Origin of the sequence: Corallococcus macrosporus DSM 14697, from assembly GCF_002305895.1 — a bacterium.
In the GTDB taxonomy this organism is placed as follows: Bacteria; Myxococcota; Myxococcia; order Myxococcales; family Myxococcaceae; genus Myxococcus; species Myxococcus macrosporus.
The window spans coordinates 3,460,453-3,484,695 of the sequence record NZ_CP022203.1 but is presented as its reverse complement, the minus strand read 5'-3'; the positions used below and the strand labels follow the sequence as shown (position 1 = coordinate 3,484,695).

Below are 24,243 nucleotides of genomic sequence, written 5' to 3'. Positions count from 1 at the left end.
AACGCGCGCCGGCCCCTCTTTCGGAGCCGGCGCGCGTTCACGTCGTGAGGGCCCCGGCGTCTCCAGTAGGCTGCACCCCGCATGACGATGACCGCCTCCCTCCTCGTGAGCCTGACCCTGGGCTTGAGCGCCGCGGCGCCCGACCCCGCGCGCGCGGATGAGCCCTGGCCGGCGGCCATGCGGTCCCCGCGCTCCGCCGACCTGCGCCGCGCCCCCGACACCACGCCGCCCCCCGACATCTTCCCCCTGCTGGCCTCCCGGTGCAGGCAGTGGGCCTCCGAGCCCGCCAACCCGTGGGCCCTGGCCCATGGCCTGGTGCTGGACGGCCGGGACTTCCGCGCCCGCGGCGGCCAGCCCGCGGCGAACGTCATCCTGGCGCGCTACCTGCGCCGCGCGCCGCCCCAGCCGAACACCGCGCCCGCCCGCGAGCGCCTCTTCTTCGACGCCCGGACGCCGGACGGCACGCCCGTGGAGCCCCACCCGGCCCTCCAGATCAAGAGCCTGCTGCGCGCCGGGTACCCCCTGTCCCACCGCTTCGACACCCCCGGGGGCCCCGTGGCGGTGCAGGCGCTGGTGGACCAGTTGAAGCACGACTTCCGCCCTGCCCTCGTGGCCAACCCGGAGAGCGCCTGGACGCTGGACGCGCTGGCCCTGGCGCTGGAGCCCGGCGCCACCTTCCGCAACGGCGAGGGCGCGACGGTGCGCATCGACGCGGTGATGCGCAGCGCGCTCGCCGCGCTCGAAGCCGCCCAGGCCGAGCTGTCCGCGGGGATGCGGGCGGGACAGGCGCAGGTGCCCAAGCGCAAGCAGGGCATCTACGCCCACCCGTGCGGGGGCCTCCATTACTTCCAGGCCGTCACGGGCTGGGCGCGCCACCCCTCCGTGCGCAAGGCGTGGCGCAAGCGGCTGGACGCGCAGCTGGAGGTGCTGCTGTACCGGCTGGATTCGGAGGGCCGGCAGTACGAGGCGGCCCTGGCCACCGCGCCCTTCGCGTACCGGCTGCCCCTGCTGGTGCAGATGCTGAAGTTCCAGGGGCACCTGCTGGAGACGCTGGGCCGCTACCGGGACGACACGGGCTGGCGCCCCACGAAGGCCCAGCGCCAGACGGTGGAGCGCGCGCGCGCGGCGCTGGAGCACACCGTGCGCCGGCTGGAGGACGCGGGGGCCTTCGAGGACCTGCCGGCGCTGGCGGCGCGGCAGCCCCAGCTCGCGCTGGACCTGGTGGGTGACACCTGCCACGCCGCGCGCGGCGAGGCGCTGTGGCGCGAGGCCGGGCTCAGTGTCCCAGCCGCGCCCGCTCCGCCTCGCTGAAGCCGGCCTCCTCCAGAATCTCCCGCGAGTGCTGCCCCAGCGCGGGCGGCGCGCGCAGCGGCGTGGGGCCCAGGCGCAGCGGCGTGAGCAGGTGCGTCACCTTGCGCCCCAGCGCCGCGTCCTCCGCCTCCACGAACAGGCCCCGCGCCTGGAGCTGCGCGTCGCTCAGCACCTCGTCCCCCTCCGCCACCGCTTCGATGCACAGGTCCGAGCCGGCGAAGCGCTCCCGCCAGTACGCCAGCGGGTGCTCGGCGAACAGGCGCGTCAGCTCCGCCTTCACCCGCGCGCCGGGCGCCCCCGGGGCATAGGCGTCCTCCAGCAGCTCCGGCCGCCCCAGCCGCTCACACACGCCGGCGAAGAACTTGGGCTCCAGCGCGCCCACCGCGAGCCACCGCTCATCCGCCGTGCGGTACAGCCCGTAGCACGCGTAGCCGCCGTTGAGCGCCTCCGTCCCCCGCTGGAGCGCGGCGCCCTCCGCCCCCAGGTAGAGGCGCGACGCCAGGTGCATGTGGAGGAAGGCCAGCGCGCCATCCGTCATGGACACGTCGACGAGGCGGCCCTGCCCCGTGCGCTCGCGCTCGTGCAGCGCCGCCAGGATGCCCACCAGCGCGAAGAGGCTGCCGCCGCCAATGTCCCCCATCTGCACGCCGGGGAAGGCCGGCGCGCCGCCGGGCTCGCCGCCGTAGCCCAGCAGGCCGGCGCGGGCCACGTAGTTCAAGTCGTGCCCCGCCTTCAGCCGGTCCGGCCCCGTCTGCCCGTAGCCGGTGATGGCGCAGTAGATGAGGCGGGGGTTCTCCGCGCGCAGCACGGACTCGCCCACGCCCAGCTTGTCCATGACGCCCGGGCGGAAGCTCTCCACCAGCACGTCGTAGCCGCGCGCCAGGCGCTTCAGCGCGTCGCGCCCCTCGGGCTGCTTCAGGTTCAGCGTGAGCGAGCGCTTGTTCCGGTTGAGGCCGTAGAACAGGCCGCTGACGTCGTCCCGCAGGGGGGGCATCTGCCGGACGTAGTCCCCGCCCTCCGGCTCCTCCACCTTGTCCACGGTGGCGCCCAGGTCCGCCAGCACCAGGGTGGCATAGGGGCCGGGCAGCAGGCGGGACAGGTCCAACACACGCAGGCCAGCAAGCGGGAGCGACGACATGGGCATTCCTCGAAGGTGAGCGTCGGGGCGTGGAAACGACTGCGGCGCGCCCCTGTGAAGGAGACGCGCCGCATGCGACAGAAGCCAGCGGGCGGGAGGCCCGCCTCGCTCCGGTCCGCCGGGGATTAGAGCAGCTTCGCGAGCTTCATCGCGAGGCCCATGTCCATGGGCTTGAACTTCAGCTTGCCCTGCATGGCCGCCATCTGCGCGTTGAGCTTCTTCTCGCGAATCTTCACGAAGTCGTCGTTGCTCACGCTGATGGTCATCTTCGCGCCATCCGCGGCGCCTTCCGTCACCCAGCCCTCCGACTTGGTGGTGTCCAGCGTCCACTTCCCGCCGCCCTCACCCGAGACGTCGAACACGATGACGGCGTTGATTTCCTTCGCCAGCTCCGGCTTCGCCTTGAGGGACTCCGGAATCTGGTTCTCGATGATGTCCTTCGCGTTCATGCCACACTCCTTGGACTGACCGTTGATTTGAAAGTCAAAGCCGGGGAAACCGTAATGGCGGCCCCCTGGCAGGTCAAGCCACGGATGCGGCGGATGTCACGCGCTGGTGGACGCGGCGGCGGGGTTCAGCGAGCGGCGAACCATGTCCAACAAGTCGTTGAGCTCGAAGGGCTTGGCCAGGTGGCCCACCGCGCCAATGTCGGAGGCCTTGCTGCCCACGTTCCGGTCCGCGCTGAGGACGATGAGCGGGATGCGCGCCACCTCGGGCGGCTTCTGCCGCATCCGCTGGGCGAACTCCCACCCGTCCATCACCGGCATCATCAGGTCCAAGAGGATGAGGTTGGGGGGTTCGGGCTCGAGCCGCTCCAACGCCTCCTTCCCGTTCCGCGCCCGGCGGATTTCGAAGCCTTCGGCTTCCAGAATCTCTGAAAGGGCCTCCAGGATGTCCGGGTCGTCATCGACGACCAGGACGACCGGGGCGCCCGCATGCTGTGCATTGTGCAAGGTCAGGGCAGTCTCCCGAGGTGCGACGCTGGGATTCTTCAACCATCCTCCCACGCGGCGGCGCAAGAAAATGCGCCCACGCCGCCGGACATGGGCCCACGTTGCAAAACCGACAGTCACTGCCCACCCTTTCCGTGACTTGATGGACTGGGGGTGTGGAACGTGGCGAGCCCGGGGGAGCTGAAGGCAGGCGACATGGCGGCACCAGGGCTCCTGCTCCTGCCGCGCGGAGGCACCCCGCGCCTGCTCGGCCGCTCCTTGCTGGAGCAGCTCGGCCTGGAGGTGCTGCCCGCCCGCGTGGGCTCGCTGCCGGAGCTGATGGCGGCGGCGGGCTTCCAGCGGCGCGCCGGGAGCGGCGGCCTGTGGGAGCGGGACGGCCAGGTGCTGAGGGCGGGCGAGGAGGCGCTGGAGGACGGCGCGCTGCTGCTGTGGACCGAGCCCCTGGCGTGGGACGAGGCCGGGGTGCGCCGGCGCGTGCGCTACCTGTCCATGGCGTCCCATGACTTGCGCGGCTCGCTGGCCAACGTCCGCTCGTACGCGGCCCTGCTGCTCAACGGCCGGGTGCCCCTGGAGCCCAAGGTGCAGCGGGGCCTGGAGACCATCCTCCGCAACGCGGACCGCTCGCTGGCCTTCTCCCAGGACTTCTTCGACGCCAGCCGGGCGGACCTGGGCGCGCTGCCCTGTGAGCCGGAGCGCCAGTCGCTGCTGCCCCTGCTGGACGCGGCGGTGGAGCGGCAGCGCGCCGCGGCCTCCGCGGCCCAGGTGGCGCTCGTGTTGGACGTGGGCCCGGCGGACGCGGTGCCGGACGTCGTCGTGGACGGGGCCCGCATCCAGCACGCCCTGGAGTCCTTCATCCAGTACCACCTGGCGCGCGCCCAGCCGGGCGAGGTCATCCGCGTGCGCATCCGCCCCTTCCCGCCCCGGGTGCGCGTGGAGGTCCGCCGGGACGGCGCCCCCCTGACGGACGAGGACGCCGCCGCCGTCTTCCAGCGCGAGGAGCGCGCCTTCCGGGAGAAGCGGCTGGAGGACCCCTTGCGCGTCTACCTGGCCCGGCAGGAAGTGGAGGCCCATGGCGGCAGCGTGGGCGTGGAGGCGGACCCGGGGGGCAGCACCCTCTTCCTCACGCTGGCCCAGGCCCCCACGGCGGCGCTCGGTTCTCCAGCAACCATGCAGGCTTGAATCGCCCACCGGTCTTGCTGGCGGTCGGCGACGCCCGTCGGTATGCTCCTTGGCGTCTTCGCGAAGGAGTCGAGTGATGGGTTTGAAGGGAATGGAAATCCTGCTGATCATGGCGGTGCTGCTGCTCCTGTTCGGAGCGTCGCGGCTGCCTCAGCTCGGCTCCTCGCTGGGAAGCGCGATCCGCAACTTCAAGCGGGGGTTCGGCGGCGAGGGCGACGAGGCCCAGGCGGACAAGAAGGCCGGCGGCTCGCTGTCCAGCAGCACCGGCGTCCAGAACGACGTCGCCAAGAGCCAGACGCCCAGCGGCCACGTCTGAGCCGCCTCCGGGTGGCCTGGCTGCCCGGAAGTGCGTGAACAGTGCCCTGGAGCGCGCAACGCCCGAGCCACCCCCGCCAGCAGGGGTGGGCCGGGCGTTCGCATTTCCCGCGCCGGACGGGGCCCGTCAGTCGATGACGGCGGTGCCCTCGTACATCCGGTCGAGCTGCGCCTTGTACTTCAGGGTGCAGACCTTCCGCTTGACGCTGAGCTTGGGCGTCAGCTCCTCCGTCTCCTGGCTGAAGTCGTTCTCCAGCACCGTGAAGCGCTTGAGGGTGGCGTAGGGCGGCTGCTGCGCGTTGACCTGGTCCACCGCGGCCTTCACCGCCGCGTGGACCTCCGGGCGCCGGGCGTTGTCCGCGGAGCTGCCCACCGGGGCGCCCTGATCCTGCAGGAGCTTGCGCGCCCCCTCCTCCGACACGGTGATGAGCACCACCAGGTAGGGCCGCTTGTCGCCGTACACCATGGCCTGGCTGATGATGGGGTACGTCTTGAGCGCGTTCTCCAGGTTCTGCGGCGCCACGTTCTTCCCGCCCGCGGTGACGATGAGGTCCTTCTTGCGGTCGGTGATGCGCAGGTAGTTGTCCGCGTCCAGCGCGCCAATGTCCCCGGTGTGGAACCAGCCCTCCGCGTCGATGGCGTCCGCCGTGGCCTCGGGGTTCTTGTAGTACCCCTTCATCACGCCCGGGCCGCGGATGAGGATTTCGCCGTCGGAGGCGATCTTCACCTCCGTGCCCGGCAGGGGCGCGCCCACGCTGCCAATCTTGATTCGGTGCTCGCGGTTGATGGTGGTGCCGGCGGAGGTCTCCGTCAGGCCGTAGCCCTCCAGCACCTTGAGGCCCAGCAGGTCGAAGAAGTAGCCAATCTTCGGGGACAGGGGCGCGCCGCCGGAGATGAACACGCGCATGTTGCCGCCCAGCTTCTCGCTGATGGTCGCGTGCACCTTGGAGAACACCAGCTTCTTCGCCAGCGCGAAGCCCAGCGAGGAATACTCGCGGCCCTGCTGACGGGCCTCGACGTACTCGTCGAACAGCTTGAAGGCCCAGCGGAAGAGCCGGCCCTTGAGGCCGGGCGTGGCCGAGCCGTTGGTGACGACGTTGTTGTAGACCTTCTCGAAGACGCGCGGCACCGAGGGCAACGCCGTGGGGCGCGTCTCCGCCAGGTTGGCCAGCAGCTTGTCCACCGACTCGGCCACCACGAGCCGGTAGCCCATGCTCAGCCAGGCCGCCTTCACCACCTGCGCGAAGACGTGCGCCAGCGGCAGGAACAACATCACCGAGTCGCCGGGCACCATCATCCCCACCGACTGGGCGGCCTTCGCCTCGTAGGCCCAGTTCTGGTGCGTGAGGATGACGCCCTTGGGGTCCCCCGTGGTGCCGGACGTGTAGATGATGGCGGCGGTGTCCTCCATGGACACGCCGTTCACCCGGGCCTCGAAGTCGTCCGGCCGGGCGGCGTGCTCGGCGCGGCCCTGCGTCACCACGTCTGCCAGGGACAGCTCGGCGCCACCGGCGACGGGGCCCTCGAAGGCGACGACGCGGCGGACGGAAGGACACTGCGGGAGCTTCTGGCGCAGGCGCGTGAGCCGGCCCGGCTGCCGGGCGTCCTTCTCGTCGTTGTCCACGAAGACGAGCGTCGTCTCGGAGTGGTTGAGGATGTACCGGCACTCCTCCGGCGTGTTGGACGCGTAGATGGGGACGGTGATGGCCTGCGCGGCGCTGATGGCCACGTCACAGATGAGCCACTGCAGGCTGGTGTTGGCGAAGATGGCCACCCGGTCCCCGGGCTTCACCCCCTGGGCGACCAGGCCCGCGGAGAGCGCCTTCACCTCGTCCAGGAACCGGGCGAAGGTGACGTCGTGCCAGCGGCCGTCCTTCTTGTGGCATGCGCCCACCGTCGACGCGTTCTTCGCGCGCTGGATGAGCAGTTGGACCAGCGTCGCATCCCCCCCCGCGGTGGCGGGAGCCGCCACCTGATTCTCTGCCCTCATCTGAGCTCCTTCTCGATGTCGGCTTCGACCTTCTTGGACCACTCCTTCACGCGCCGCCCCTCCGCGGGGTCGTACGCGACGCTGCCCTGCTTCACCTTTTGAATGGCCTCGCGCGCCTTCTCCGGCTTGCCGTCCTTGAGGAGCGTCTCCGCCAGGAAGTAGTAGGCGCGCAGCATCTGCGGGTGCTTCGCGCTGGCCTTCTCATAGAGGCTGGCGGACTTCGCCAGGTCGCGCTTGGGCCAGGGCAGCTCGTAGTGGTAGCGGCCCTTGGCCAGCAGCGGCGCGCCCCGGTCATAGTCCGGATCAAGCTGGATGGCCTTGTCCAGCCGCTCGTTGAACTTGCCCTCGAGCCCCTCCCCCAACGCCTTCATCACGCCCACGGCCTGGGAGTAGGCCCCGATGCCGGCGGCCGCGTAGTAGTGGCCCTCCACCCGGGCGGGGTTGAGCTTCACGGCCTTGTCACCCCAGTCCCACGTCTGGCGGCCCAGCACCTTCTTCAGCTTCTCGTTGGCCGCCCCATCCGCCTGCCACTGGAGGATGCGCGCCTTGCGCCAGACCAGCTCGTAGTCCTCCGGCGCGGCGTCCAGCGCCGTCTTCAGGGCGCCCTCGTAGGCCTTCTCCCCGCCCGGCTCGCCGCGCTTCGCGTACAGGCCGTCAAGCTCGGACAGCAGGGATGCGTCAGCCCCCCAGGCAGGCAGGCTCAGGAGCAGGCACAAAGCAAATGAAATCGGGCGCATAAGCGCGGGGCTTAGCACGCACGTTTGCTCGCTAGCAAACCAGGGGCGGTCAAACATCCGCCAAATGACAAGAGGCGGGAGCGGCCCGAAGTGACTCGGTCCGTCCCGCCTCGATGGCGCGCCCTCCCGGGTGGGGAGGCTCCTGTCCGGGCGCTCACGCCGCGTCGGCGGCCTGCTCGCCCAGGTGCTCCTCGTTCTCGTTGAACGCCTGCAGGTAGCGCTCCAGGAAGTTCTTCGTCTTCAGCTCCACCTGGCGCACGCGCTCGCGCGACACACCCCAGCGCTGGCCCAGCTCCTCCAGCGTCAGCGGCTTGTCCTGCGTCAGCCGCTCCTGGAGGATGTCCCAGCCCAGGTCGCCAATGCGCTTGCGCACCTTGGCCAGCGCCTCCTGAATCTCGCTGTCCTGCTCGTGCGACAGGAACACCTGCTGAGGCGAAGGGCTGTTGTCCTCCAGTCGGTCCAGGAAGGTCGTCTCGCCGTCCTCGTCGATGGTGGCGTCCAGCGAGAAGTCCACCATGCTGCCGCGCTCGGCCTCACCGCCGCGCACCTGGCTGCGGTTGTCCTTCAGGTACCGGGTGATGTAGGCGCGAATCCACCACACCGCATACGTGGCGAAGCGCACGTTCTTCTTGGGGTCGAAGTGCTCAATCGCCTTCATGAGACCGACGTTGCCCTCCTGGATGAGGTCATCCAGTCGCGCGCCGCGATTGGCGAACTTCTTCGCCACGGCGACAACGAAGGCCAGATTGGAGCTGGCGAGCGTCTGCCGCGCGGACTCGTCACCCTTGCGGGCGCGGCGAGCGAGCTCGTACTCCTGCTCGCGCGTCAGCTGCTGGTGCCCGCCCAGGTTCCGAAGGTAGCTCGACAGGCCTTCCGCTGCGTACTTCGTCGAATTGGCCATGATTTCCCGTCCTCCGTTTGATGCCGGACGCGCTCTCCCCCGCCGCCTCGCGTCCACCTGGAACTAAGACGCGCAACGAGCGAAAGGGTTTCTCATTCCAGATCCGATTCAGCATTTCGCGCGGCATTCCCAACCCTTCCCACGACTTGGACGGTAAGCCGCTCGACGCCAGGACGAAAACGAGCCGCGTCGGCCACGAATCAAGAACGCTTGGGCGCGGGGAAGATTTTCGACGGGTTGAGCAGCCCTGATGGGTCGAAGAAGGCCTTGAGCCGGCGCTGCAGGTCGATGAGCGCGGGGGACTGCTCCAGCGAAAGATATTCCCGCTTCGCGTGGCCCACCCCGTGCTCGCCGGTGATGGTGCCTCCCAGCTCGACGGTCATCACCAGCATGCGCCGCAGGGCCTCGTCCACCAGCGGCCGTTGGTGGGCGCCCTCATAGAGGATGTTTGCGTGCAGGTTGCCGTCACCCGCATGGCCATATGTGGCCACGGTGAGGCCCAGCTCAGCGCCCATGGCCTTCAGCCGCTCGATGACCTCGGGAATCCTCGAGCGGGGCACGACGATGTCCTCGGAAATCTTGCGAGGCTTGAGGGCCCGGAGGGCTGGGGAAATCACCCGGCGCGCGGCCCACAGCTTCTCGCGCTGGGAGGCGTCCTGGGCCACCAAGGTCTCCGTGGCGCCCTGGGCAGCACAGATGTCACCCAACTGAGACAGCTCAGTGAGCAGGCCCTCGCGGCCGTTGCCATCCACCTCCACGATGACGGCGGAGCCCGCGCCTGGAGGGAACTGGAAGCCGCGTCCATCCACCGCGCGCAGGGCCACGTCGTCGATGAGCTCCAGACATCGCGGGAGGATGCCGGCGGCGAGCACGGCGGACACCGCGCGCGCGGCGTGCAGCACGGACGGAAACACCACCAGGGCGGTCAGCACCTCGCGCGGCAGCGGGATGAGCTGGACGGTGATTTCGGTGGCCACCCCCAGCGTGCCCTCCGAGCCGACGAAGAGGCCCACCAGGTCATACCCCGCCACGCCCTTGATGGTGCGCCGGCCCACCCGCACCACCTCACCGTCCGGAAGCACCCACTCCAGCCCGATGACATAGTCACGCGTGACACCGTACTTGAGCGCGCGAGGGCCGCCGGCGTTCTCCGCCACGTTGCCGCCCAGCGTGCACTGCTCCCAGGAGTTGGGGTCCGGGGGATAGAAGAGGCCCACGGCCTCCACGGCCTTCATCAGGTCCCCGGTGATGACGCCGGGCTGCACCACCGCGGTGAGGTCTTCCGGGGAGATGGAGAGGATGCGGTTCATCCGCTCCAGGCTCACCGCCACCCCACCGTGCAGGGGCAGCGAGCCGCCGCTCTTGCCGCTGCGCGCGCCGCAAGGGGTGAAGGGCACGCCGTGCGCGCCGCAGACCTTGAAGACCTCGGACACCTGGCGCGCATCCGCGGGGAAGACGACGAGGTCGGGCGCGTACACGCCGCTGTCGGACTCGTCCCGGGCGTAGGCGGCCAGCGCGGCCTCGTCCACGCGGAGCTGCTCCGGGGCCAGGACAGCGGCCAGCGCCTCGCGCACCCGGGCCACGCGCTCGGGCGCCACGCGGGGCCCCGGCACGGGCGCGCTCATCGCCGGGCCCCCAGCCGGGCCCACAGCTCGCGGCGCAGGGGGCCGTCGCGCCGCAGCGCGCCTTCATAGGCCTCCGCGTGGGTGACGGCGTCGCGCTGCTTGTCGCCCCGGAGGCGCAGGCACGCCTGCTCCGCTTCGATGATGCACGCGGTGGCCGGGCTGCCCAGCACCCGGGCCAGGGAGCGTGCCACCTCGCGCGCCAGGTCCTCCTGGAGGATGAGCCGGTGCGCGAAGCAGTCCACCAGCGCCGACAACCGGCCGAAACCCACCACCTGCTTGCCGGGCACGTAGGCCACGTGGGCCCGCCCGGTGAGGGGCAGCAGGTGGTGCGGACACATGGAGTGGAAGCGCAGGTCCGTCACCACCACCAGCTCGCCGGAGGACCCGGGCGGCACGGGGAAGGCCTCCCCCAGCGCCTGCTCTGGCGTGCGGCCGTAGCCGTCGAGGAACTCGGAGGTCCAGGCCTCGGCCACGCGCGCGGGCGTCTCCGACAGGTGGACGTCCTGGAGGTTCAGACCGGCGGCGCGCAGGAAGTCCGCCACGGCGCGCGCCATGGCCGCCGTATCCGGGGCAGCGGCGGGGGCGGAGGCGGCGGGGGCTTTGCGGCGGGCTCGAGACGAAGTCACAGCGGAATCGCTCCTGGAAGAGGCCGACACTCAGGGGGTTGGGACCCTACCCGATGCGGACACGAGGATGTGCGCTCCCTGAATCCGTACCGCGTAGGTGCGGACCTGCACGCCGGGATGCCGGGTGCACAGCCCCGAGCGGAGGTCGAACGGCCAGGTGTGCAACGGGCAGTGCACCACGTCCCCCACCAGGTCGCCCTCGGAGAGGGGGCCGGCCCGGTGGGGACACGCGTCCGCCACCGCGAGGATTTCCTCCCCCACGCGGAAGAGGGCCACCGCGACCCCGTCCACCTGCACCACCGCGCGGCCGCCTGCGTCGAGCACGTCCAGCGTCGCGACTGGAATGAATCCGCCGTCCATCTGTCCGTTCATCCCTGCAGTCCCCAACGTCCACCCGGGGCCGACACATCCCCACCCGGACGTAAAAGAGCGTGATACCGTGCCTTGACACCCGCCGTGCCGCGTCATTAGAGCACCCGGGCAACCGTCCCTTCCGATGAATCAGCGAGCCCACACCTTCGCCCGCTGCACCGCGACGCTGCTCGTCGCGCTGTGGCTGTGTCAGCCGCTGGGCGCGCTGATGCACGCGCAGGACGAGCACGCGCATCGCTTCTGTCCGCAGCATCAGACCTTCGAGGAGACGGCGCTTGGCACCGGGGCCCGGCTGTCACGGCTGGCCATCGAGCTGAGCCCCCAGTTGTCCGCCCAACCCGAAGCCGTGGCGGACTCGGCGGCCCTCACCCACGAGGAATGCCCGCTGGTGACGTCCGGCTCCCGGCCGGAGCTGCTGACACCCTACCGGCCGTCGCTCGTGCTGACGCTGCTCGCCGTGAGCCGCCCGGCCACCGCGCCGCCCCGCGTCCAGCCGCCCCTCTCCATCCTCGACACCGCCCCCAAGGCCTCGCCTCCCGCGCACGCGTGACGTGCGTCGTGTGAGGTCTGTCAGGTGATGGGTGGGCGTGGCCGCGTCGCGGGCGCCCCGTTCGAGGAGCATCCCAGGTGGCAATCCGTTCGCGCCGTGTTCACGGCGCTCTCATGGCCGTTTCCCTGTCCCCCTTCCTGTTCGCCAGCGGCGCCAGCGCCCAGGACGCGGCCGCGCCGCCCGCGGACGCGCCCGTGCAGGCACCGCCGCCGGAAGACGCCGCGCCCGCGCTCACGCCCGAGGAGCTGGAGGAGATTGAGAAGGCGCTGGGCAGCGACGCCGCGGCCGCGCAGCAGAGCGCGCCCACCGGCACCGCGGCGCCTCCGTCGTCGCTGCCGGGCAGCGGCTCCGCGCTGTCCATCCCCGGGGTGAACAACACCAACCCCAACGCGAACTTCCTGGACCTGAGCTTCATCCTGGACGTCGCCGCCGCGGCCTTCACGGACAAGGAGCCCTTGCAGAGCGGCGCGCATGACCCCACGCGCAACGGCTTCAACCTCCAGCAGCTCGAGCTGTCCATCGGCTCGGTGGTGGACCCCTACTTCCGCTTCGACGGCAACATCGTCTTCAGCCAGTTCGGCGTGGAGATCGAGGAGGCCTACGGCACCACGCTGGCGCTGCCCTACAACCTCCAGGTGCGCGCGGGTCAGTTCCTCACGCGCTTCGGCCGCATCAACCCCACGCACCCGCACTCCTGGGACTTCGTGGACCAGCCCTTCGCCGTGGGCCGCATCTTCGGCGCGGAAGGCAACCGCGGCCTGGGCGCCGAGGTGTCCTGGCTGGCCCCGCTCCCGTGGTACGTGGAGGTGCTTGGCAGCGTCACGGACGCCACGGGCGAGGCCACCGCGCGCAGCTTCCTGGGCGCCCAGAGCGAGCGCGTGCAGTCCCCGTTGGACTTGCAGGCCACCGGCGCGGTGAAGCAGTTCTTCCCGCTGTCGGACGACGTGTCCCTGATGTGGGGCCTGTCCACCGCCACCGGCCCCAACCCCACCGGCCACCGCAACCGCTCGGACGTGTTCGGCACGGACCTGTACCTGCGCTACCGGCCCATCACCCAGGCCTACAACACCACGCTCGTCACGCTCCAGGCGGAGGCCTACTACCGCCGCCGCCAGGTGCCGGGCGACGTGCTGACGGACTTCAACACCTACGCCCAGGCCGCGTGGCGCTTCTCGCCGCGCTGGGCCACCGCGCTGCGCTACGAGCTGGGCACGGCGGCGCGGGGCGAAGGGGGCGAACGCGTCACCGACCCGTTGGACCCGGAGTGGACGGAGTCGCGCAACCGCGTGTCCGCCAACGTCACCTTCTGGCCCACCGAGTTCTCCCGGCTGCGCCTCCAGGCCGCCCGGGACGATGCCCGCTGGCGGGACGAAGCCGGCTACTCCCTCATGCTCGCGCTCGAGCTGGTGACGGGCGCCCACGGCGCCCACGCCTTCTAACCCTTTTCGCAGGAGTCATGACCATGCGTCTCTCCCGACTGTTCGCGGCCGTGTGCGCCGCCCTCACCCTCTTCGTCGCCGCCCCCGCTCGCGCGGACCTCAACGTCGTCACCACCCTGCCTGACCTGGCCGCGCTGACGAAGGCCGTGGGCGGCAAGCACGTGCAGGTGCAGGCCCTGGCGCTGTCCAGCCAGGACCCGCACTTCGTGGACGCCAAGCCGAACCTCGCGCTGGCGCTCAACCGCGCCGACCTGCTCATCGCCATCGGGTTGGAGCTTGAGGTCGGCTGGCTCCCCACGCTCCAGGTGGGCGCGCGCAACCCGAGGATTCTCGTGGGCAGCCCGGGCTACCTGGTGGCCTCGCAGTTCGCCAGGCTGCTGGAGGTCCCCACCGTGCAGGTGGACCGGGGCCAGGGAGACGTCCACCCCGGCGGCAACCCGCACTTCCTCTATGACCCGCGTCAGGCGCTGGCCGTCGCGCGCGGCATCACCGACCGGCTGGCGCAGCTGGACCCGAAGAACGCGCAGGCCTACCGCGCCAACCTGGCCACCTTCACCGCGGAGCTGGAGAAGTCGCGCGCGGACTGGGAGAAGCGGATGGCGTCCATGAAGGGCCAGCCCGTCATCGCCTATCACCGGACCATGGCGTACCTGGCGGACTGGCTGGGCTTCGACACCATCGCCTACCTGGAGCCCAAGCCGGGCATCCCGCCCAACCCGTCGCACGTCGCGAGCGTGCTGGCCCAGGGCCGCCAGCGCAAGGCGCGCATGGTGCTGATGGAGAGCTACTACCCGGACACCACCGCGCGGCTGGTGGCCTCGAAGATTCCCGCGCCGCTCGTCACCCTGCACGGCGGCACGGACTTCAAGGCGAAGGAGACGTACCTCCAGCACATCAATGAAATGGTCGAGCGCCTGGAGAAGGGGCTCGCTGGCAAGGGGACCTGAGCCATGAGGACGCGCCTCCTCCTTCCCCTGCTCCTCCTGTCCGGCTGCGCGCTGGAGCCCGGAGAGAGCTTCGCGGTGCTGGAGCCCACCGTCCGTGCGGACTACACGCCGGTGGCCACGCGCGACGTGGGCAATGGCTTCCAGCGGCTGGCCTCCGACTTCGAGCTTCGCCTGGATGGCGCCGCGCTGGGCGTGGAGCACATCGACCTGGTGGGCGGCGGCGGCGCCAGCGGCCCCACCACCTTCGACCCGGCCAACCCACCGCCCGGCTACACCAACTGCCACAACGGCCACTGCCACCGCGACGACGGCGCGCTGGTGGACTACGAGGACATCCAGGCGGAGCTGGACGGCGGTGGCGGCGGCGCCGAGGCCACGGTGGCCAGCCTCCACGTGGACGCGGACCTGGACCTGCTGGCGGACCAGACGCTGTCTCCTGAGTGCGAGCCGTCCTGTGAGCTGGGCCGCACCCAGGTCACCCGCTACCAGTGGGACGTGGCGGCGGTGGACCTGGAAGGCGCCGTGCGCGACAGCCGCGCCACGCCGCGCCTCCATGGCGAGCGCCGCTTCCGGCTCGCGTTGACGGCGACGGACGCGCCGCTGCTGGTGCTGCGGGGCACGGTCGACATCCCCTCGGACCGGGAGAACAAGCCGCGCGTGAAGCTGGCCCTGCGCCTGGCGCTCTCGCCCGCGCTGTTCGACGCGGTGGACTGGAGCGCCACCACGCCTGGCGCGGACGGCGTGGTGGACCTGAACGCGGCGGAGAACGCCGCGGTCCGGACCGCCATCGTGGAAGCGCTGGCCACCCTGGAGCCCCAAGCGGAGGTCCAGCGTGAAGACCGATGAGTCCGCGGACCGCCCCCATGCGGTGCCCGCCACGTTCACACCGGGCGACGCGCTGCTCACCTGCGAGAAGCTGGTCATCGGCTACGACGGCAAGGCGCTCCTGCCGCCCATCGACTTGACCATCCGCCGCGGCCAGTTCGTGGCGGTGGTGGGCCGCAACGGCTCCGGCAAGAGCACCTGGTTCCGGACGCTGCTGGGCATGCTGCCGCCGGTGTCCGGCACCATCTCCCGGGCCTCGGCCCAGGTGCGCAGCGCCTACGTGCCGCAGACGTCCGCCATCGACTCGCTGCTGCCGCTGCGCGCGGGGGAGCTGACGGCCTGGGGCCGCCTGCGCGGGTGGAGCTTCCTGTGGCCCTTCGCCCGGAAGACGGACCGGCAGGCGGTGCAGAGCGCGCTGGAGACGGCCGGCGCGAAGGCCTTCGCGGCGCGGCCCTACCGGGAGCTGTCCGAGGGCCAGAAGCAGCGCACGCTGCTGGCGCGGCTGGTGGCCACCGAGGCGGACCTGGTGCTGCTGGACGAGCCCACCGCCGCCATGGACGCGGTGGCCGAGCGCGAGACGATGCAGCGGCTGTGCACCCTGTCGCGTGAGCGGGGCCTGGGCGTGGTGGTGGTGTGCCACGACCTGGAGGTCGCCGCCGAGCACGCGGACGTGCTCGTCTTCGTGGACCGCGAGACGTCCGCCTTCGTCGTGGGCGATGCCCGCACCGTCTTCTGTCACCCCGCCTTCCGCCGCCAGTATGGCGACGAGTACTGCCACCGCGCGCCCCTGGGACCTCACCGTGGAAACGACGCTCGCTGAACCGTCCAAGTGGGAGCAGTTCCACCTGGCGTTCGACCTGTTCCGAGATCCGCTACTGTGCGCGCTCATCGCGGGCGGCGTGCTGGGCTTCCTGAGCGTGTACGTGGTGCTGCGGCGCATGGTGTTCGTCAGCGCCGCCGTGGCCCAGTCCGCGGGCCTGGGCGTGGCCCTGGCCTTCTACGCCGCCATCCACCTGGGCACGCACGTGGAGCCGGTGCTGGGCGCCACCGCGCTGGCGCTGCTGGCCACGCTGCTGCTGATGACGGAGCCGGCGAAGCTGCGCCTCACGCGGGAGAGCCTGCTGGGCCTGGCCTACGCGCTGGCGGGCGGCGCGGCGGTGCTCGTGGGTGACCGCATCGCCCAGGAGGCGCACGACATCCAGGGCATCCTCTTCGGCACGGCGGTGCTGGTGACGCCCGAGCAGCTCCACACGGTGGCCATCGCCGGCGCGGGCGTCATGTTCATCCAGCTCTGGTGGTACCGGGGCATCACCTTCGCCAGCTTCGACCGGACGGGCGCGCTGGTGCAGGGCCTGCCGGTGCGGCTGCTGGACGGCGTGCTGATGGTCAGCATCGGCGTGATGGTGGGCGTGTGCGCCCGCGCGTTGGGCGCGCTGCCGGTGTTCGCCTTCTCCACGCTGTCCGCCATCGCCGCGCTGATGCTGGAGCTGCGGCTGCCGTGGACCTTCTTCGTCGCCACCGTGTTCGGCGCCATCGCGGGCGTGGGGGGCTACCTCTTCGCCTTCTTCTACGACTTCCCGGTGGGCGGCTCGCAGACGGTGTTCGCCGCGGCCATGGTGGCCGTGGCGACCGTGGTCCGGATGCTGGTCCACGCCGTGCAGAAGGCGCGCTGAGCGGGCTCAGCGCACCGCGGCGGAGACCTGCTTGAACTCGGGTGTCCCCGCGCGCCCGAGCAGGTCGAACAGGGCGGCCTCCACCGTGACGACGTGCGCGCCCGCGTCGCGGCAGAGCTGGAGGCCCACCTGCCGGTCCTCCTGCGCGCGGGACAGGACGGCGTCCGCGAGCAGGAACGGCGACAGGCCGCGCTCGGCCAGGTCGCGCACCGTCTGGAAGACGCAGATGTGCGCCTCCATGCCCACCACCAGCACCTGCGTGCGCCCGCCGAGCGCGGCCAGCACGTCCGGCACGGCGGCGCTGAACTCCAGCTTCTCCACCGGCTTGACGTCCTTGAGCGCGCGCATGCGGAGCAGCGAGTGCGTGGGGCCCAGCCCCTTGGGGTACTGCTCGGTGAGGAGGATGGGGAGCCCCAGCGCGCGGGCACCCTCGATGGCGGCGGAGGTGCGGCTGAGCATCCGGTCCAAGGCGTCCCGGTCCATGGCGGCGCACAGGCGCTCCTGGATGTCCACGACGAGCAACGCGGCCTGGTCCTGCTTGAGGCGGAAGGTGGGCATGCCCCCTCCTCGCGCGAACGGCGCGGGCCCGTCAAGCGGCGGGAGCCGCCAGCGCTGATGGTGGACGCCCCCACGGCGAGGACTTCCAGCCGGTGACAGTCCACCCGTGTCCCGCGAGATGCCCGCGCCGGAGCCCCGCTTGCCTCGCATTCACCTCAGCAGGACGCCGTCCCGTGCGCGGCCAGACTCGGCGTGCCCGTCTCCCGCAGGGCCAGAATCTCCGGCGGGCGCACGAGCCGCAGCAACCGGCCCCGCCCGGCGATGAAGGCCCGGGCGCGACGAAGCTCCGGCAGGTGCGGGTCCGCGTCCCGCCAGCAGTCGAGGAACGCCGTGAAGTCCTCCACCGCGTCACTCCACGCGCCGAGCGCCACCTGGGACTCCGCGGCGAGCAGCCGCAGGTGCCCGCAGCCGGGCCGCTCCGACACCAGCGCCTTCGCCAGCTCCACCGCCTTTCCCTCGCGGTCGGTGCGCAGCCGCAGCCGGACCAGGGCCTCACGCGCGGGCCGGGAGAAGGCCGCTGGCCCCGCGGCCCGGAACCGCCGCTCCAGCCGCCACGCGCGCGTCAGCGTGGCCTCTGCGCGGCCCACCTCGCCCTTGCGAGCCTCCAGCGCGCCCCGCAGCTCCTGCGCGGCCACCTCCACCACGCGCGCCACATCCCTCGGGCACAAGGACAGGTCCTCCGAGCGGCGCGCCTCCGCCAGCAGCGCATGCTGCGCGTCCAGCGCGCTGCACACGCGCTCCACCTCGCCCAACCGCGAGGCCTCCAACAGACTGAGGCCCCGCGTGTACTGGCGCATCCCGTCCCGCAGCGCCCGCTCCGCCGGGCTGGCCGTATCGGACAGCTCCATGGGCACGTCCGCCGCCGCGCGCCAGAAGCCGAAGCGCAGGTGCGCGGAGACCATCGTGGCCGCGGCGAACAACATCGCCTGGTCGTCCCCCCCCGCGCCCTCCACGCGCTGCCGCAGCCGACGCGCCCACGCCTGGGCCTCGCCGTACTGGCCCGCCTCGGCGCACCCCTGGCTCAGCAGGCGCATGGCGGCCTCCGCGCTCGGCGCGGCGGCAGGGAGCAGTCCTTCCTCGGCCAGGTACGCGTCGTCCGCGGCCACCGCCGTCTCCAGCACGCGCTGGGCCTCCGCCATCAATCCCACGCGCTGAAGCAGGCGCCCCGCGGAGAGCAGCGCGGGGCTGGCACGCGGCGCCAGCGTCACCAACCGGCGCGCGCTGTCACGAGCGGCGTCAGGCCGGCCGCTGTTCAGCATGGCCTGCACCCACGCATGGTGGACGCCCGCATGGTCCGGGTGCGAGCGCAGCAGCTCGCGCAGCAGGGCCTGCGCATACGGCTGCCCCTGCCCCGGCCGGCCATCCGGCTCGTAGCCGTCCAGGAGGAAGCCCGCGAGCAGCAGCCGCGCGTCGCCGTCCTCGGGATAGCGGTCGATGAGGCACTCCATGTCGCGCACGAAGGCGTGACGGCCATTGGCCGGGCCCTTCTCCGCCAGCAGGCTGGCCGCGACGATGTAGCGCTGCTCGCGGTCCGAGAGGCCCTCGCTCAGCGCCAGCGCGCGACCCATGGCCTCCGCGCGGGCCGAGGCGAAGCGGGCGCCCGGGCCTCGCGTGAGCGCGAGCCCCCACCAGGCCATGGCCAGCGCGGCATCCTCCCGCGTGGCCTGCGCGAAGGCGCGGCGGGCCTCACCACCCCAGCCCAGGTGCATCAGCCGCAGCCCCTGGTCGAACCAGGCCTGGGCCCGAGGATTCGCGGTGGTGACGGCCAGGTGTGCATCACCCAGGCCCGTGCGAAGCAGCGGCGCGGGGAGCGCGTCATCGGCGACGTCCTCCCACGGCGCGCGGGCATGGACGGAAGGTTCATCGGCTCGGAGCAGTCGCGCCAACATGAGGTCCTCCTCAGGCCCCGGCGACCGGGGCGGTGCAGACGTTGAATCCAGAATCCAGGGAACGAAGGCGGGAGGCGAAGCGCCGCCACGCCGAGGCCAGGCCGTCGGCGGCGACCGGAGGCGCCTTGCGACGCGCCTCGAAGCACTCACGCCGCCAGGCCGGGCCCACCTCTGCGGCCACCCAGTCCTCGTGCTCGGCCAGCCACCCCGCCAACGAGGCCAGTCCCGCGCGCAGGGCTCGCCGCTCGTGGCCCGTCGTCGGCGGGCGCAAAGGGCCCAGCGCCTCCGCGCGGAACGGCAAGCGGCCCGGCACGCCGTCCAGCAGGACGGGCGAGAAGCCCGCCCGCGGGACGAAGATGGCTTCGCCGCACTCGCACAGCGCGCCGAAGCCCCACAGCGTCAGTCGCCCACCGTCCGGCAGGTCCACCGTGTACGGACTCTGCCCCTCCGCGCCCTCGGGACGCGCGTGACGCACGAGCCCCCGGCGAACGAGGAGGTTCCCCTCCGGGCAGAGGACATCCCGCCCGAGGCACCACATGGAGACGTCGAACAGCCGGTCTCCATCGCGTCGCAGCTCACAGGGAATCACGGTGGACATGGCATGGCCGGACATGGGCGCTGGCTCCTCTCAGCTCAGGACTTCTTCGCGGCGCCGCGGCGCACGGGGCTGGCACCAAAGAGCGTGGGCGCGTCCACCGGGCTCCCGCCCTGCTTGCCCAGCACCGCGTTCACCGCGCGCACCAGCTTTCCGCGCACGCGGGCCGGCAGCGGCCGGTCACCCAGCGCGGCCTGGAGCTGCTGGGTGCTGATGCCCCGGCCGCTCTTCGGCTTGGCGATGGACAGCGACTCGTAGCTCTTGCCCTGCGTGTCCTTGCCCCGGCGGCTGGCGACGCGCTTCGTCCGCAGGGTGCGGCCCTCGGAGCCGTTGGACTCGAGCTGGCGCGACAGGCGGAGGAGCTTCTCGGAGGGGATGTTCTTGTCCGTGAGGAACTGCTGGAAGGAACCCATGGTCTTCTCTCTTCGGGGAACGAGGGGCCGGCGCCTCGGCACCGGCCCCCGGGTGAACGGGCCAGGGGCCCGGGAACGGCGTCAGTGCTCGTGGCCGTGGTGCTCGTCGTGCGACTCCTCGATGAGGACGCCGACAGTGGCCGCGGAGGTGGGGCCGAAGGTCAGGTAGTGCGTGCCCACCGTGAGGGGCACGACGTGGCGGCCCTTGATGTCGGCGCAGCCCTCGGAGCTGCTGGCGCTCTCCTCGATTTCCACCGCCACACCGCTGGCCGTGGTGATGGAGAGGTCCACGTCCGCGTTGGTGTAGATGACGTAGTCGGCGGCCTCGTCCGCGGCGAAGGACACGGCGCCCTGCTTCCCGTCCGGGCCGTCCGCCAGGGTGACGTCGTAGCGGCGGTGGTCCGCGCGAATCGCGGGGGCCGCATCGGTGCCGAGCGTGGCGGTGACGGCGGAGGCGGGACCTTCCTGCAGGTGCTCGCACGCCTCGGCGTCGACGCCCTCTTCCTCGGGGTGGTCGTCGCCGCAGCCGGCGGAGACGAGCGCGGTGGACAGCAGGAACGCGGCCAGGAGCTTCTTCTTCATGGTGCTACTCCACGGAATGGACTGCGGGTGTGCCACGCCCGCGCGCCAGCAACGGACGCCGCCAGGACATGGAGGGGCCGCCACGGGTGCGTGGGAATGGAAGGGGCGTGCACGGAGCACGAAACACAGACGCGGTGAGACAGCTCAGCCGTCGTGGACGCGAAGCCGCAATGACTCACGGACCGCGCGCGGCGGACGGAGCCGTGTCTGGCTTTAGCGGACGGAGGGCCTCACACGGCGCGGACAGGCCGGGTGAGCGAGCAGACTCCCGGGCCTCACGCGCGGGGCGGAGACGCCTTGGGAGCCAGGTGCAGCCGGGCGACGGGCTCCGCGTGGAAGCGGAACACCGCCAGCGCGGGCTCGGAGCGAGCGGGCGCCACCAGGAGGGAGGCCGTGGCCTGCTGGGGAGGGGGTGCCTCCCGCCGGAAGAAGGCGTGGACGCAGTGGGCGTCCGCCCCGTGGGAGTCCGCCTCCGTGCGCTTGGAGGCGAGCCGCACGTCATCGAAGGAGTCCTCGACGTGCCCGGCGCCGTGGGCGTCTCCGGCCTCCACGTGCATCACCTCGCCATGCTCCAGGCACGTGGCGTGCTGGACCAGGGCGAAGTGCATGACGCTCCCCAGGTACGCCAGCACGCACACGAGCGCGAACGGCAGCGCCAGACGGCGCGACCGGACGGAACTCACGGGCTGGCGATAGGTAGAGCGGCTCACGTCAGGACATTCCCGGTTGAACAGCGTCCACGCTTGTAAGCCAGACAGGACGTTCGCGCAAGTCAGACTGTCTCACGCGACATCCACCAGGGAACATCCCCTGGCACCGAAACAACAGCAACACAGAGACAAAAGCAACCAGAAAGCCCATTGCTGGCGCCAGCTTCCAGGTCCGCCTGGGGGGGCGGCTGGCCGGCCTCCCGGAGGGCGTCCGGTGGAAGAATCGGCTGAGCCTGGCACGTTGGGGGGCGCCGGGCCCATGGACCGGCGAACCCGTCCGGGCGTAGGGTGCGCGCCGCCCGGAAGACGCCCGGGCGCACCACCGAGGACACGACTTCGTGCAAGAGTTCATCGACGTGCTCCGGAGCCAGGCGCGGCACATCGCCCCCGACCTGGCGCGGCTCGCCTACCAGCGAGGCCTGGCCGTCACGCGGCCGGACGGCACCACCCGTCCCATCCCCATCACCGCCACCCCCGTGGTGCTGGACGCCGCGGAGATTCGCCGCCGGGCGGAGCTGTCCGCCCGCCTGTCCTCCGCCACGGTGAAGATGGCGCAGGCGCAGCTCCAGGGCCCGGACGCCGAGGCGCTGCTGGGCGCCCTCTCCCCGCTCGAGCGCGTGCTCGCCGAGCGCACCTGGCGCCAGTCCACCCGGCTGGCCACCACCCGCGTGGACTACTTCGTCGCCGGAGGCACGCCCTGGGCGCTGGAGGTGAACGCCACCATCCCCGCCATGCAGGGGTACTCCGACATCGCGGCCCGGACCTTCATCGAGGTGGTGGGCCGCTACTTCCGCTACCCGGAGAAGGCGCTGCACGCGCTGCTGTCGCTGAACGGAAGCAACGCCCTGGCGCTGTACCGTTCGCTGCTGGACGGCTACGCGGCCGAACGAAACGGCCGGATGCCCGACACGGTGGCCCTGCTGTGCCGCCGCAATGACGCGCAGATCACGGAGCTGCGCTGGCTGTGCGAGCGCTTCCGCGAGTTCGGCGCCGACGCGGACCTGGTCCACCCGGACGAGGTCTCCGGCGACGACGCCTTCGTGGCCCACGGCAAGAAATACGACCTGGTGTATCGGCACCTCTTCGTCCGGCGGCTGGAGGAGTCCCCCTCTCTCTGGGTCGAGGACTTCCTGGGCACGGTGCCCGGTAAGAAGGCGGTGTTCCTCAACCCGCCCGCCTCGCAGGTGGAGGTGAAGCTGACCTTCGCGCGCCTGTCACAGGCGCTGGCCGAGCCCGCCCTGGCCGAAGCGGCGCAGCTCACCGGCGAGGAGCTGGAGGCGGTGCGCGCCTCCGTGCCGTGGACGCGGGTGTTCCAGCCCGGCCCGACGCGGGGCCCCGACGGCGAGCAGGTGGAGGACATGGTGGCCCTGGTGGCCGCGACGCCCGCGCGCTTCGTGCTCAAGCGGTCCTGGGACTATGGCGGCCGCGCCGTCTTCCTGGGCCGTTCGGCGGGCACCGTCCCGTACACGGAGCGGGTGCAGGCCGCCTACGGCGCCCCCATGACGTGGGCGGAGCTGTGCGCGCGGACGGCGGCGGACAGGGCCGGCGGCGGCTTCGTGGTGCAGGAGGTGGTGGACTCACCGCCCGAGGACCACCTGCTCTGCGAGCCCAACGGCACGGTGCTGCCGGCCTCCTTCTTCGTGGACTACTCCGCCTATGCCTCCGTGGGGCTGGCGCGGCAGCCCGCGTGGGGCGGCGTGTGCCGCGGCTCCCTGTCCGAAATCGTCAACATCGTGGGGGGCGGTGGCGTGCTGCCGCTCATCACCACGGAGGTCGCCTCCAAGCTGCTGATGGCGTGGAAGGCCTTCTAAACCGCCTCGACGAATCCCCTAAACCCCGGAACGGTTGTTCCAATGAAGGGGGTGGTGGTGATGGGGCAGCAGCCATTCAGGCTGACGCCCGAGCAGATGGAGGAGCGGCGATTGTTCGCCGCTTCACTGCTGAAATCGGGCTGGCGCCCAGTCGACGTAGCGGACGAGTGCGGTGTCACCCGGGGGGCGGTGTCTCAATGGTGCAAAGCCCTCGCACAGGGCGGTGTCAGGAAGCTGCGGCGCAAGCCGCATCAGGGGCGTCCCTCGCAGCTGAGCCCCTCGCAGTGGAAGCAAGTGGCCCGAGCGCTCAATGCCGGCGCTGTCAGGGCCGGCTTTCCCACGGAGCGGTGGACCCTTCCACGCATCGCACATCTCATCGAGCACCGCTGGGGCGTGCGGTACCACCCACGCTCCCTGACGAGGCCGCTGCATCGGCTCGGGTTCTCCGCGCACCGCCCTCGTTCCCAGGCCAGCGAGCGGGATGATGCGCTCATCGAAGCTTGGGTGCGAAGAGATTGGCCTCGAATAAAAAGGGGGCTCGAAGAAGCGGGAGGACAATTGCCTTCTTGGATGAGACGGGTCACACGTTTCGGGCCCGCCTGGGCACCACCTGGGCGCCGGTGGGACAAGTCCGAGTCCTCAAGCGTCTGAGCAGGCGCCGAGAGATTTCCAGCGTCGTGCTCCTGACGGCGCCGCGGGGGCGTGAACGCCCCAAGGTGTTCGCCCGCCACTTCGTCGGCGCTGTCCACGACAAGGAAGTCATCGCCGCATTGAGGTACTTCCATCGGCGCCTCGGACGTCCGCTCGTCATCATCTGGGACCGCCTTCAGGCGCACCGTTCCAAGGCGGTCAGGGCCTGGCTGCAACGCCACTCGAAGGACGTCCTCGTCGAGTGGCTGCCCCCGTACGCTCCTGACCTCAACCCAGAGGAGGGCTGCAATGGCGTGGTGAAGGAGGCATTGCTCAACGCAACGCCCCCTGCCATTTCGGACCTCATGCGCCTGGCGCGAAGGGAATTTCGGGCCCTACAGCATCGTCCCGACGTCCTTCGCTCCTTCTTCGAGCACGCTGGGCTGGATGTTTAGCGGACTCGTCGAGGCGGTT

General features: G+C 71.4%; 27 protein-coding genes. 12 read left to right on the top strand and 15 right to left on the bottom strand.

Annotated features, from left to right (window positions below):
- Positions 1-81: 81 nt before the first annotated feature.
- Positions 82-1,311: a hypothetical protein gene (locus MYMAC_RS14645; protein ID WP_095958548.1), complete on the top strand. Its 1,230-nt coding sequence runs from the start codon at positions 82-84 to the stop codon at positions 1,309-1,311.
- Here the strand turns inward: MYMAC_RS14645 and MYMAC_RS14640 are convergent.
- From MYMAC_RS14640 to MYMAC_RS14630, 3 genes are all read right to left on the bottom strand, one after another.
- Positions 1,277-2,449 (bottom strand): CaiB/BaiF CoA transferase family protein, encoded by a 1,173-nt coding sequence (locus MYMAC_RS14640; protein WP_095958547.1) that lies wholly within the window; start codon positions 2,447-2,449, stop codon positions 1,277-1,279. The genes MYMAC_RS14645 and MYMAC_RS14640 overlap by 35 nt on opposite strands.
- A 125-nt stretch (positions 2,450-2,574) precedes the next feature.
- Positions 2,575-2,898 carry an SCP2 sterol-binding domain-containing protein gene (locus MYMAC_RS14635; RefSeq protein ID WP_013939534.1) on the bottom strand — a complete coding sequence of 108 codons (324 nt, stop codon included), beginning with the start codon at positions 2,896-2,898 and terminating at the stop codon, positions 2,575-2,577.
- A gap of 96 nt (positions 2,899-2,994) precedes the next feature.
- Complete coding sequence (locus MYMAC_RS14630) at positions 2,995-3,402, bottom strand: response regulator (protein ID WP_013939533.1); 408 nt, start codon at positions 3,400-3,402, stop codon at positions 2,995-2,997.
- Between the two features lie 153 nt (positions 3,403-3,555).
- Between MYMAC_RS14630 and MYMAC_RS14625 the strand changes: the two genes are divergently transcribed.
- Both MYMAC_RS14625 and tatA read left to right on the top strand, forming a co-directional pair.
- Positions 3,556-4,581, top strand: coding sequence for a sensor histidine kinase (locus MYMAC_RS14625; protein ID WP_095958546.1), 1,026 nt, complete (start codon positions 3,556-3,558; stop codon positions 4,579-4,581).
- Positions 4,582-4,657: 76 nt separating this feature from the next.
- Entirely contained in the window at positions 4,658-4,897 is a 240-nt protein-coding gene (gene tatA, locus MYMAC_RS14620; protein ID WP_095958545.1) for a twin-arginine translocase TatA/TatE family subunit, read from the top strand.
- A 126-nt stretch (positions 4,898-5,023) separates the two neighbouring features.
- Here tatA and MYMAC_RS14615 read toward each other — a convergent pair whose 3' ends face one another.
- From MYMAC_RS14615 to MYMAC_RS14590, 6 genes are all read right to left on the bottom strand, one after another.
- On the bottom strand, positions 5,024-6,886 hold the full coding sequence (locus MYMAC_RS14615; RefSeq protein WP_095958544.1) for an AMP-dependent synthetase/ligase: 1,863 nt from the start codon (positions 6,884-6,886) through the stop codon (positions 5,024-5,026).
- Positions 6,883-7,680: a tetratricopeptide repeat protein gene (locus tag MYMAC_RS14610; RefSeq protein ID WP_095958543.1), complete on the bottom strand. Its 798-nt coding sequence runs from the start codon at positions 7,678-7,680 to the stop codon at positions 6,883-6,885. Before MYMAC_RS14610 ends, MYMAC_RS14615 begins: the two co-directional genes overlap by 4 nt.
- Before the next feature lie 97 nt (positions 7,681-7,777).
- Positions 7,778-8,524: a sigma-70 family RNA polymerase sigma factor gene (locus tag MYMAC_RS14605; protein ID WP_013939528.1), complete on the bottom strand. Its 747-nt coding sequence runs from the start codon at positions 8,522-8,524 to the stop codon at positions 7,778-7,780.
- Between the two features lie 200 nt (positions 8,525-8,724).
- Positions 8,725-10,149: an FAD-binding oxidoreductase gene (locus tag MYMAC_RS14600; RefSeq protein WP_095958542.1), complete on the bottom strand. Its 1,425-nt coding sequence runs from the start codon at positions 10,147-10,149 to the stop codon at positions 8,725-8,727.
- Complete coding sequence (gene folE, locus MYMAC_RS14595; protein WP_013939526.1) at positions 10,146-10,703, bottom strand: GTP cyclohydrolase I; 558 nt, start codon at positions 10,701-10,703, stop codon at positions 10,146-10,148. Before folE ends, MYMAC_RS14600 begins: the two co-directional genes overlap by 4 nt.
- A 102-nt stretch (positions 10,704-10,805) precedes the next feature.
- Positions 10,806-11,135 carry a Rieske (2Fe-2S) protein gene (locus MYMAC_RS14590; protein WP_239989531.1) on the bottom strand — a complete coding sequence of 110 codons (330 nt, stop codon included), beginning with the start codon at positions 11,133-11,135 and terminating at the stop codon, positions 10,806-10,808.
- 136 nt (positions 11,136-11,271) lie between these two features.
- Between MYMAC_RS14590 and MYMAC_RS14585 the strand changes: the two genes are divergently transcribed.
- From MYMAC_RS14585 to MYMAC_RS14560, 6 genes are all read left to right on the top strand, one after another.
- Positions 11,272-11,697 carry a hypothetical protein gene (locus tag MYMAC_RS14585; RefSeq protein ID WP_013939524.1) on the top strand — a complete coding sequence of 142 codons (426 nt, stop codon included), beginning with the start codon at positions 11,272-11,274 and terminating at the stop codon, positions 11,695-11,697.
- Between the two features lie 113 nt (positions 11,698-11,810).
- Positions 11,811-13,136: an OprO/OprP family phosphate-selective porin gene (locus MYMAC_RS14580; RefSeq protein ID WP_239989530.1), complete on the top strand. Its 1,326-nt coding sequence runs from the start codon at positions 11,811-11,813 to the stop codon at positions 13,134-13,136.
- A 17-nt stretch (positions 13,137-13,153) separates the two neighbouring features.
- Positions 13,154-14,083 (top strand): metal ABC transporter substrate-binding protein, encoded by a 930-nt coding sequence (locus MYMAC_RS14575; RefSeq protein WP_095958539.1) that lies wholly within the window; start codon positions 13,154-13,156, stop codon positions 14,081-14,083.
- Positions 14,084-14,086: 3 nt separating this feature from the next.
- Entirely contained in the window at positions 14,087-14,929 is an 843-nt protein-coding gene (locus MYMAC_RS14570) for a hypothetical protein (protein ID WP_095958538.1), read from the top strand.
- Positions 14,916-15,728 carry a metal ABC transporter ATP-binding protein gene (locus MYMAC_RS14565; protein ID WP_095958537.1) on the top strand — a complete coding sequence of 271 codons (813 nt, stop codon included), beginning with the start codon at positions 14,916-14,918 and terminating at the stop codon, positions 15,726-15,728. The genes MYMAC_RS14570 and MYMAC_RS14565 overlap by 14 nt, the downstream gene beginning before the upstream one ends.
- Positions 15,709-16,581: a metal ABC transporter permease gene (locus tag MYMAC_RS14560; protein WP_013939519.1), complete on the top strand. Its 873-nt coding sequence runs from the start codon at positions 15,709-15,711 to the stop codon at positions 16,579-16,581. Before MYMAC_RS14565 ends, MYMAC_RS14560 begins: the two co-directional genes overlap by 20 nt.
- 6 nt (positions 16,582-16,587) lie before the next feature.
- Here MYMAC_RS14560 and MYMAC_RS14555 read toward each other — a convergent pair whose 3' ends face one another.
- The 6 genes from MYMAC_RS14555 to MYMAC_RS14530 form a co-directional block, all read right to left on the bottom strand.
- On the bottom strand, positions 16,588-17,139 hold the full coding sequence (locus MYMAC_RS14555) for an isochorismatase family protein (protein ID WP_013939518.1): 552 nt from the start codon (positions 17,137-17,139) through the stop codon (positions 16,588-16,590).
- Between the two features lie 155 nt (positions 17,140-17,294).
- Entirely contained in the window at positions 17,295-19,028 is a 1,734-nt protein-coding gene (locus tag MYMAC_RS14550) for a tetratricopeptide repeat protein (RefSeq protein WP_095958536.1), read from the bottom strand.
- Between the two features lie 10 nt (positions 19,029-19,038).
- Positions 19,039-19,641, bottom strand: a complete 603-nt coding sequence (locus tag MYMAC_RS14545) for a hypothetical protein (protein WP_095958535.1) — start codon at positions 19,639-19,641, stop codon at positions 19,039-19,041.
- 20 nt (positions 19,642-19,661) lie between these two features.
- Entirely contained in the window at positions 19,662-20,036 is a 375-nt protein-coding gene (locus tag MYMAC_RS14540) for a hypothetical protein (RefSeq protein ID WP_013939515.1), read from the bottom strand.
- Positions 20,037-20,117: 81 nt separating this feature from the next.
- Positions 20,118-20,618 (bottom strand): hypothetical protein, encoded by a 501-nt coding sequence (locus MYMAC_RS14535; RefSeq protein ID WP_095958534.1) that lies wholly within the window; start codon positions 20,616-20,618, stop codon positions 20,118-20,120.
- 275 nt (positions 20,619-20,893) lie between these two features.
- Complete coding sequence (locus MYMAC_RS14530) at positions 20,894-21,328, bottom strand: hypothetical protein (protein ID WP_095958533.1); 435 nt, start codon at positions 21,326-21,328, stop codon at positions 20,894-20,896.
- A gap of 338 nt (positions 21,329-21,666) precedes the next feature.
- Between MYMAC_RS14530 and MYMAC_RS14525 the strand changes: the two genes are divergently transcribed.
- The 3 genes from MYMAC_RS14525 to MYMAC_RS14515 are packed head-to-tail and all read left to right on the top strand — an operon-like array spanning position 21,667 to position 24,224.
- Positions 21,667-23,139: a hypothetical protein gene (locus tag MYMAC_RS14525; RefSeq protein ID WP_095958532.1), complete on the top strand. Its 1,473-nt coding sequence runs from the start codon at positions 21,667-21,669 to the stop codon at positions 23,137-23,139.
- 42 nt (positions 23,140-23,181) lie between these two features.
- The gene (locus MYMAC_RS14520; protein ID WP_095958531.1) at positions 23,182-23,790 is read left to right on the top strand and encodes a winged helix-turn-helix domain-containing protein; all 609 of its coding nucleotides are present in this window, start codon (positions 23,182-23,184) and stop codon (positions 23,788-23,790) included.
- The gene (locus tag MYMAC_RS14515) at positions 23,706-24,224 is read left to right on the top strand and encodes a transposase (protein ID WP_157757504.1); all 519 of its coding nucleotides are present in this window, start codon (positions 23,706-23,708) and stop codon (positions 24,222-24,224) included. Before MYMAC_RS14520 ends, MYMAC_RS14515 begins: the two co-directional genes overlap by 85 nt.
- The last annotated feature ends 19 nt before the right edge of the window (positions 24,225-24,243 follow it).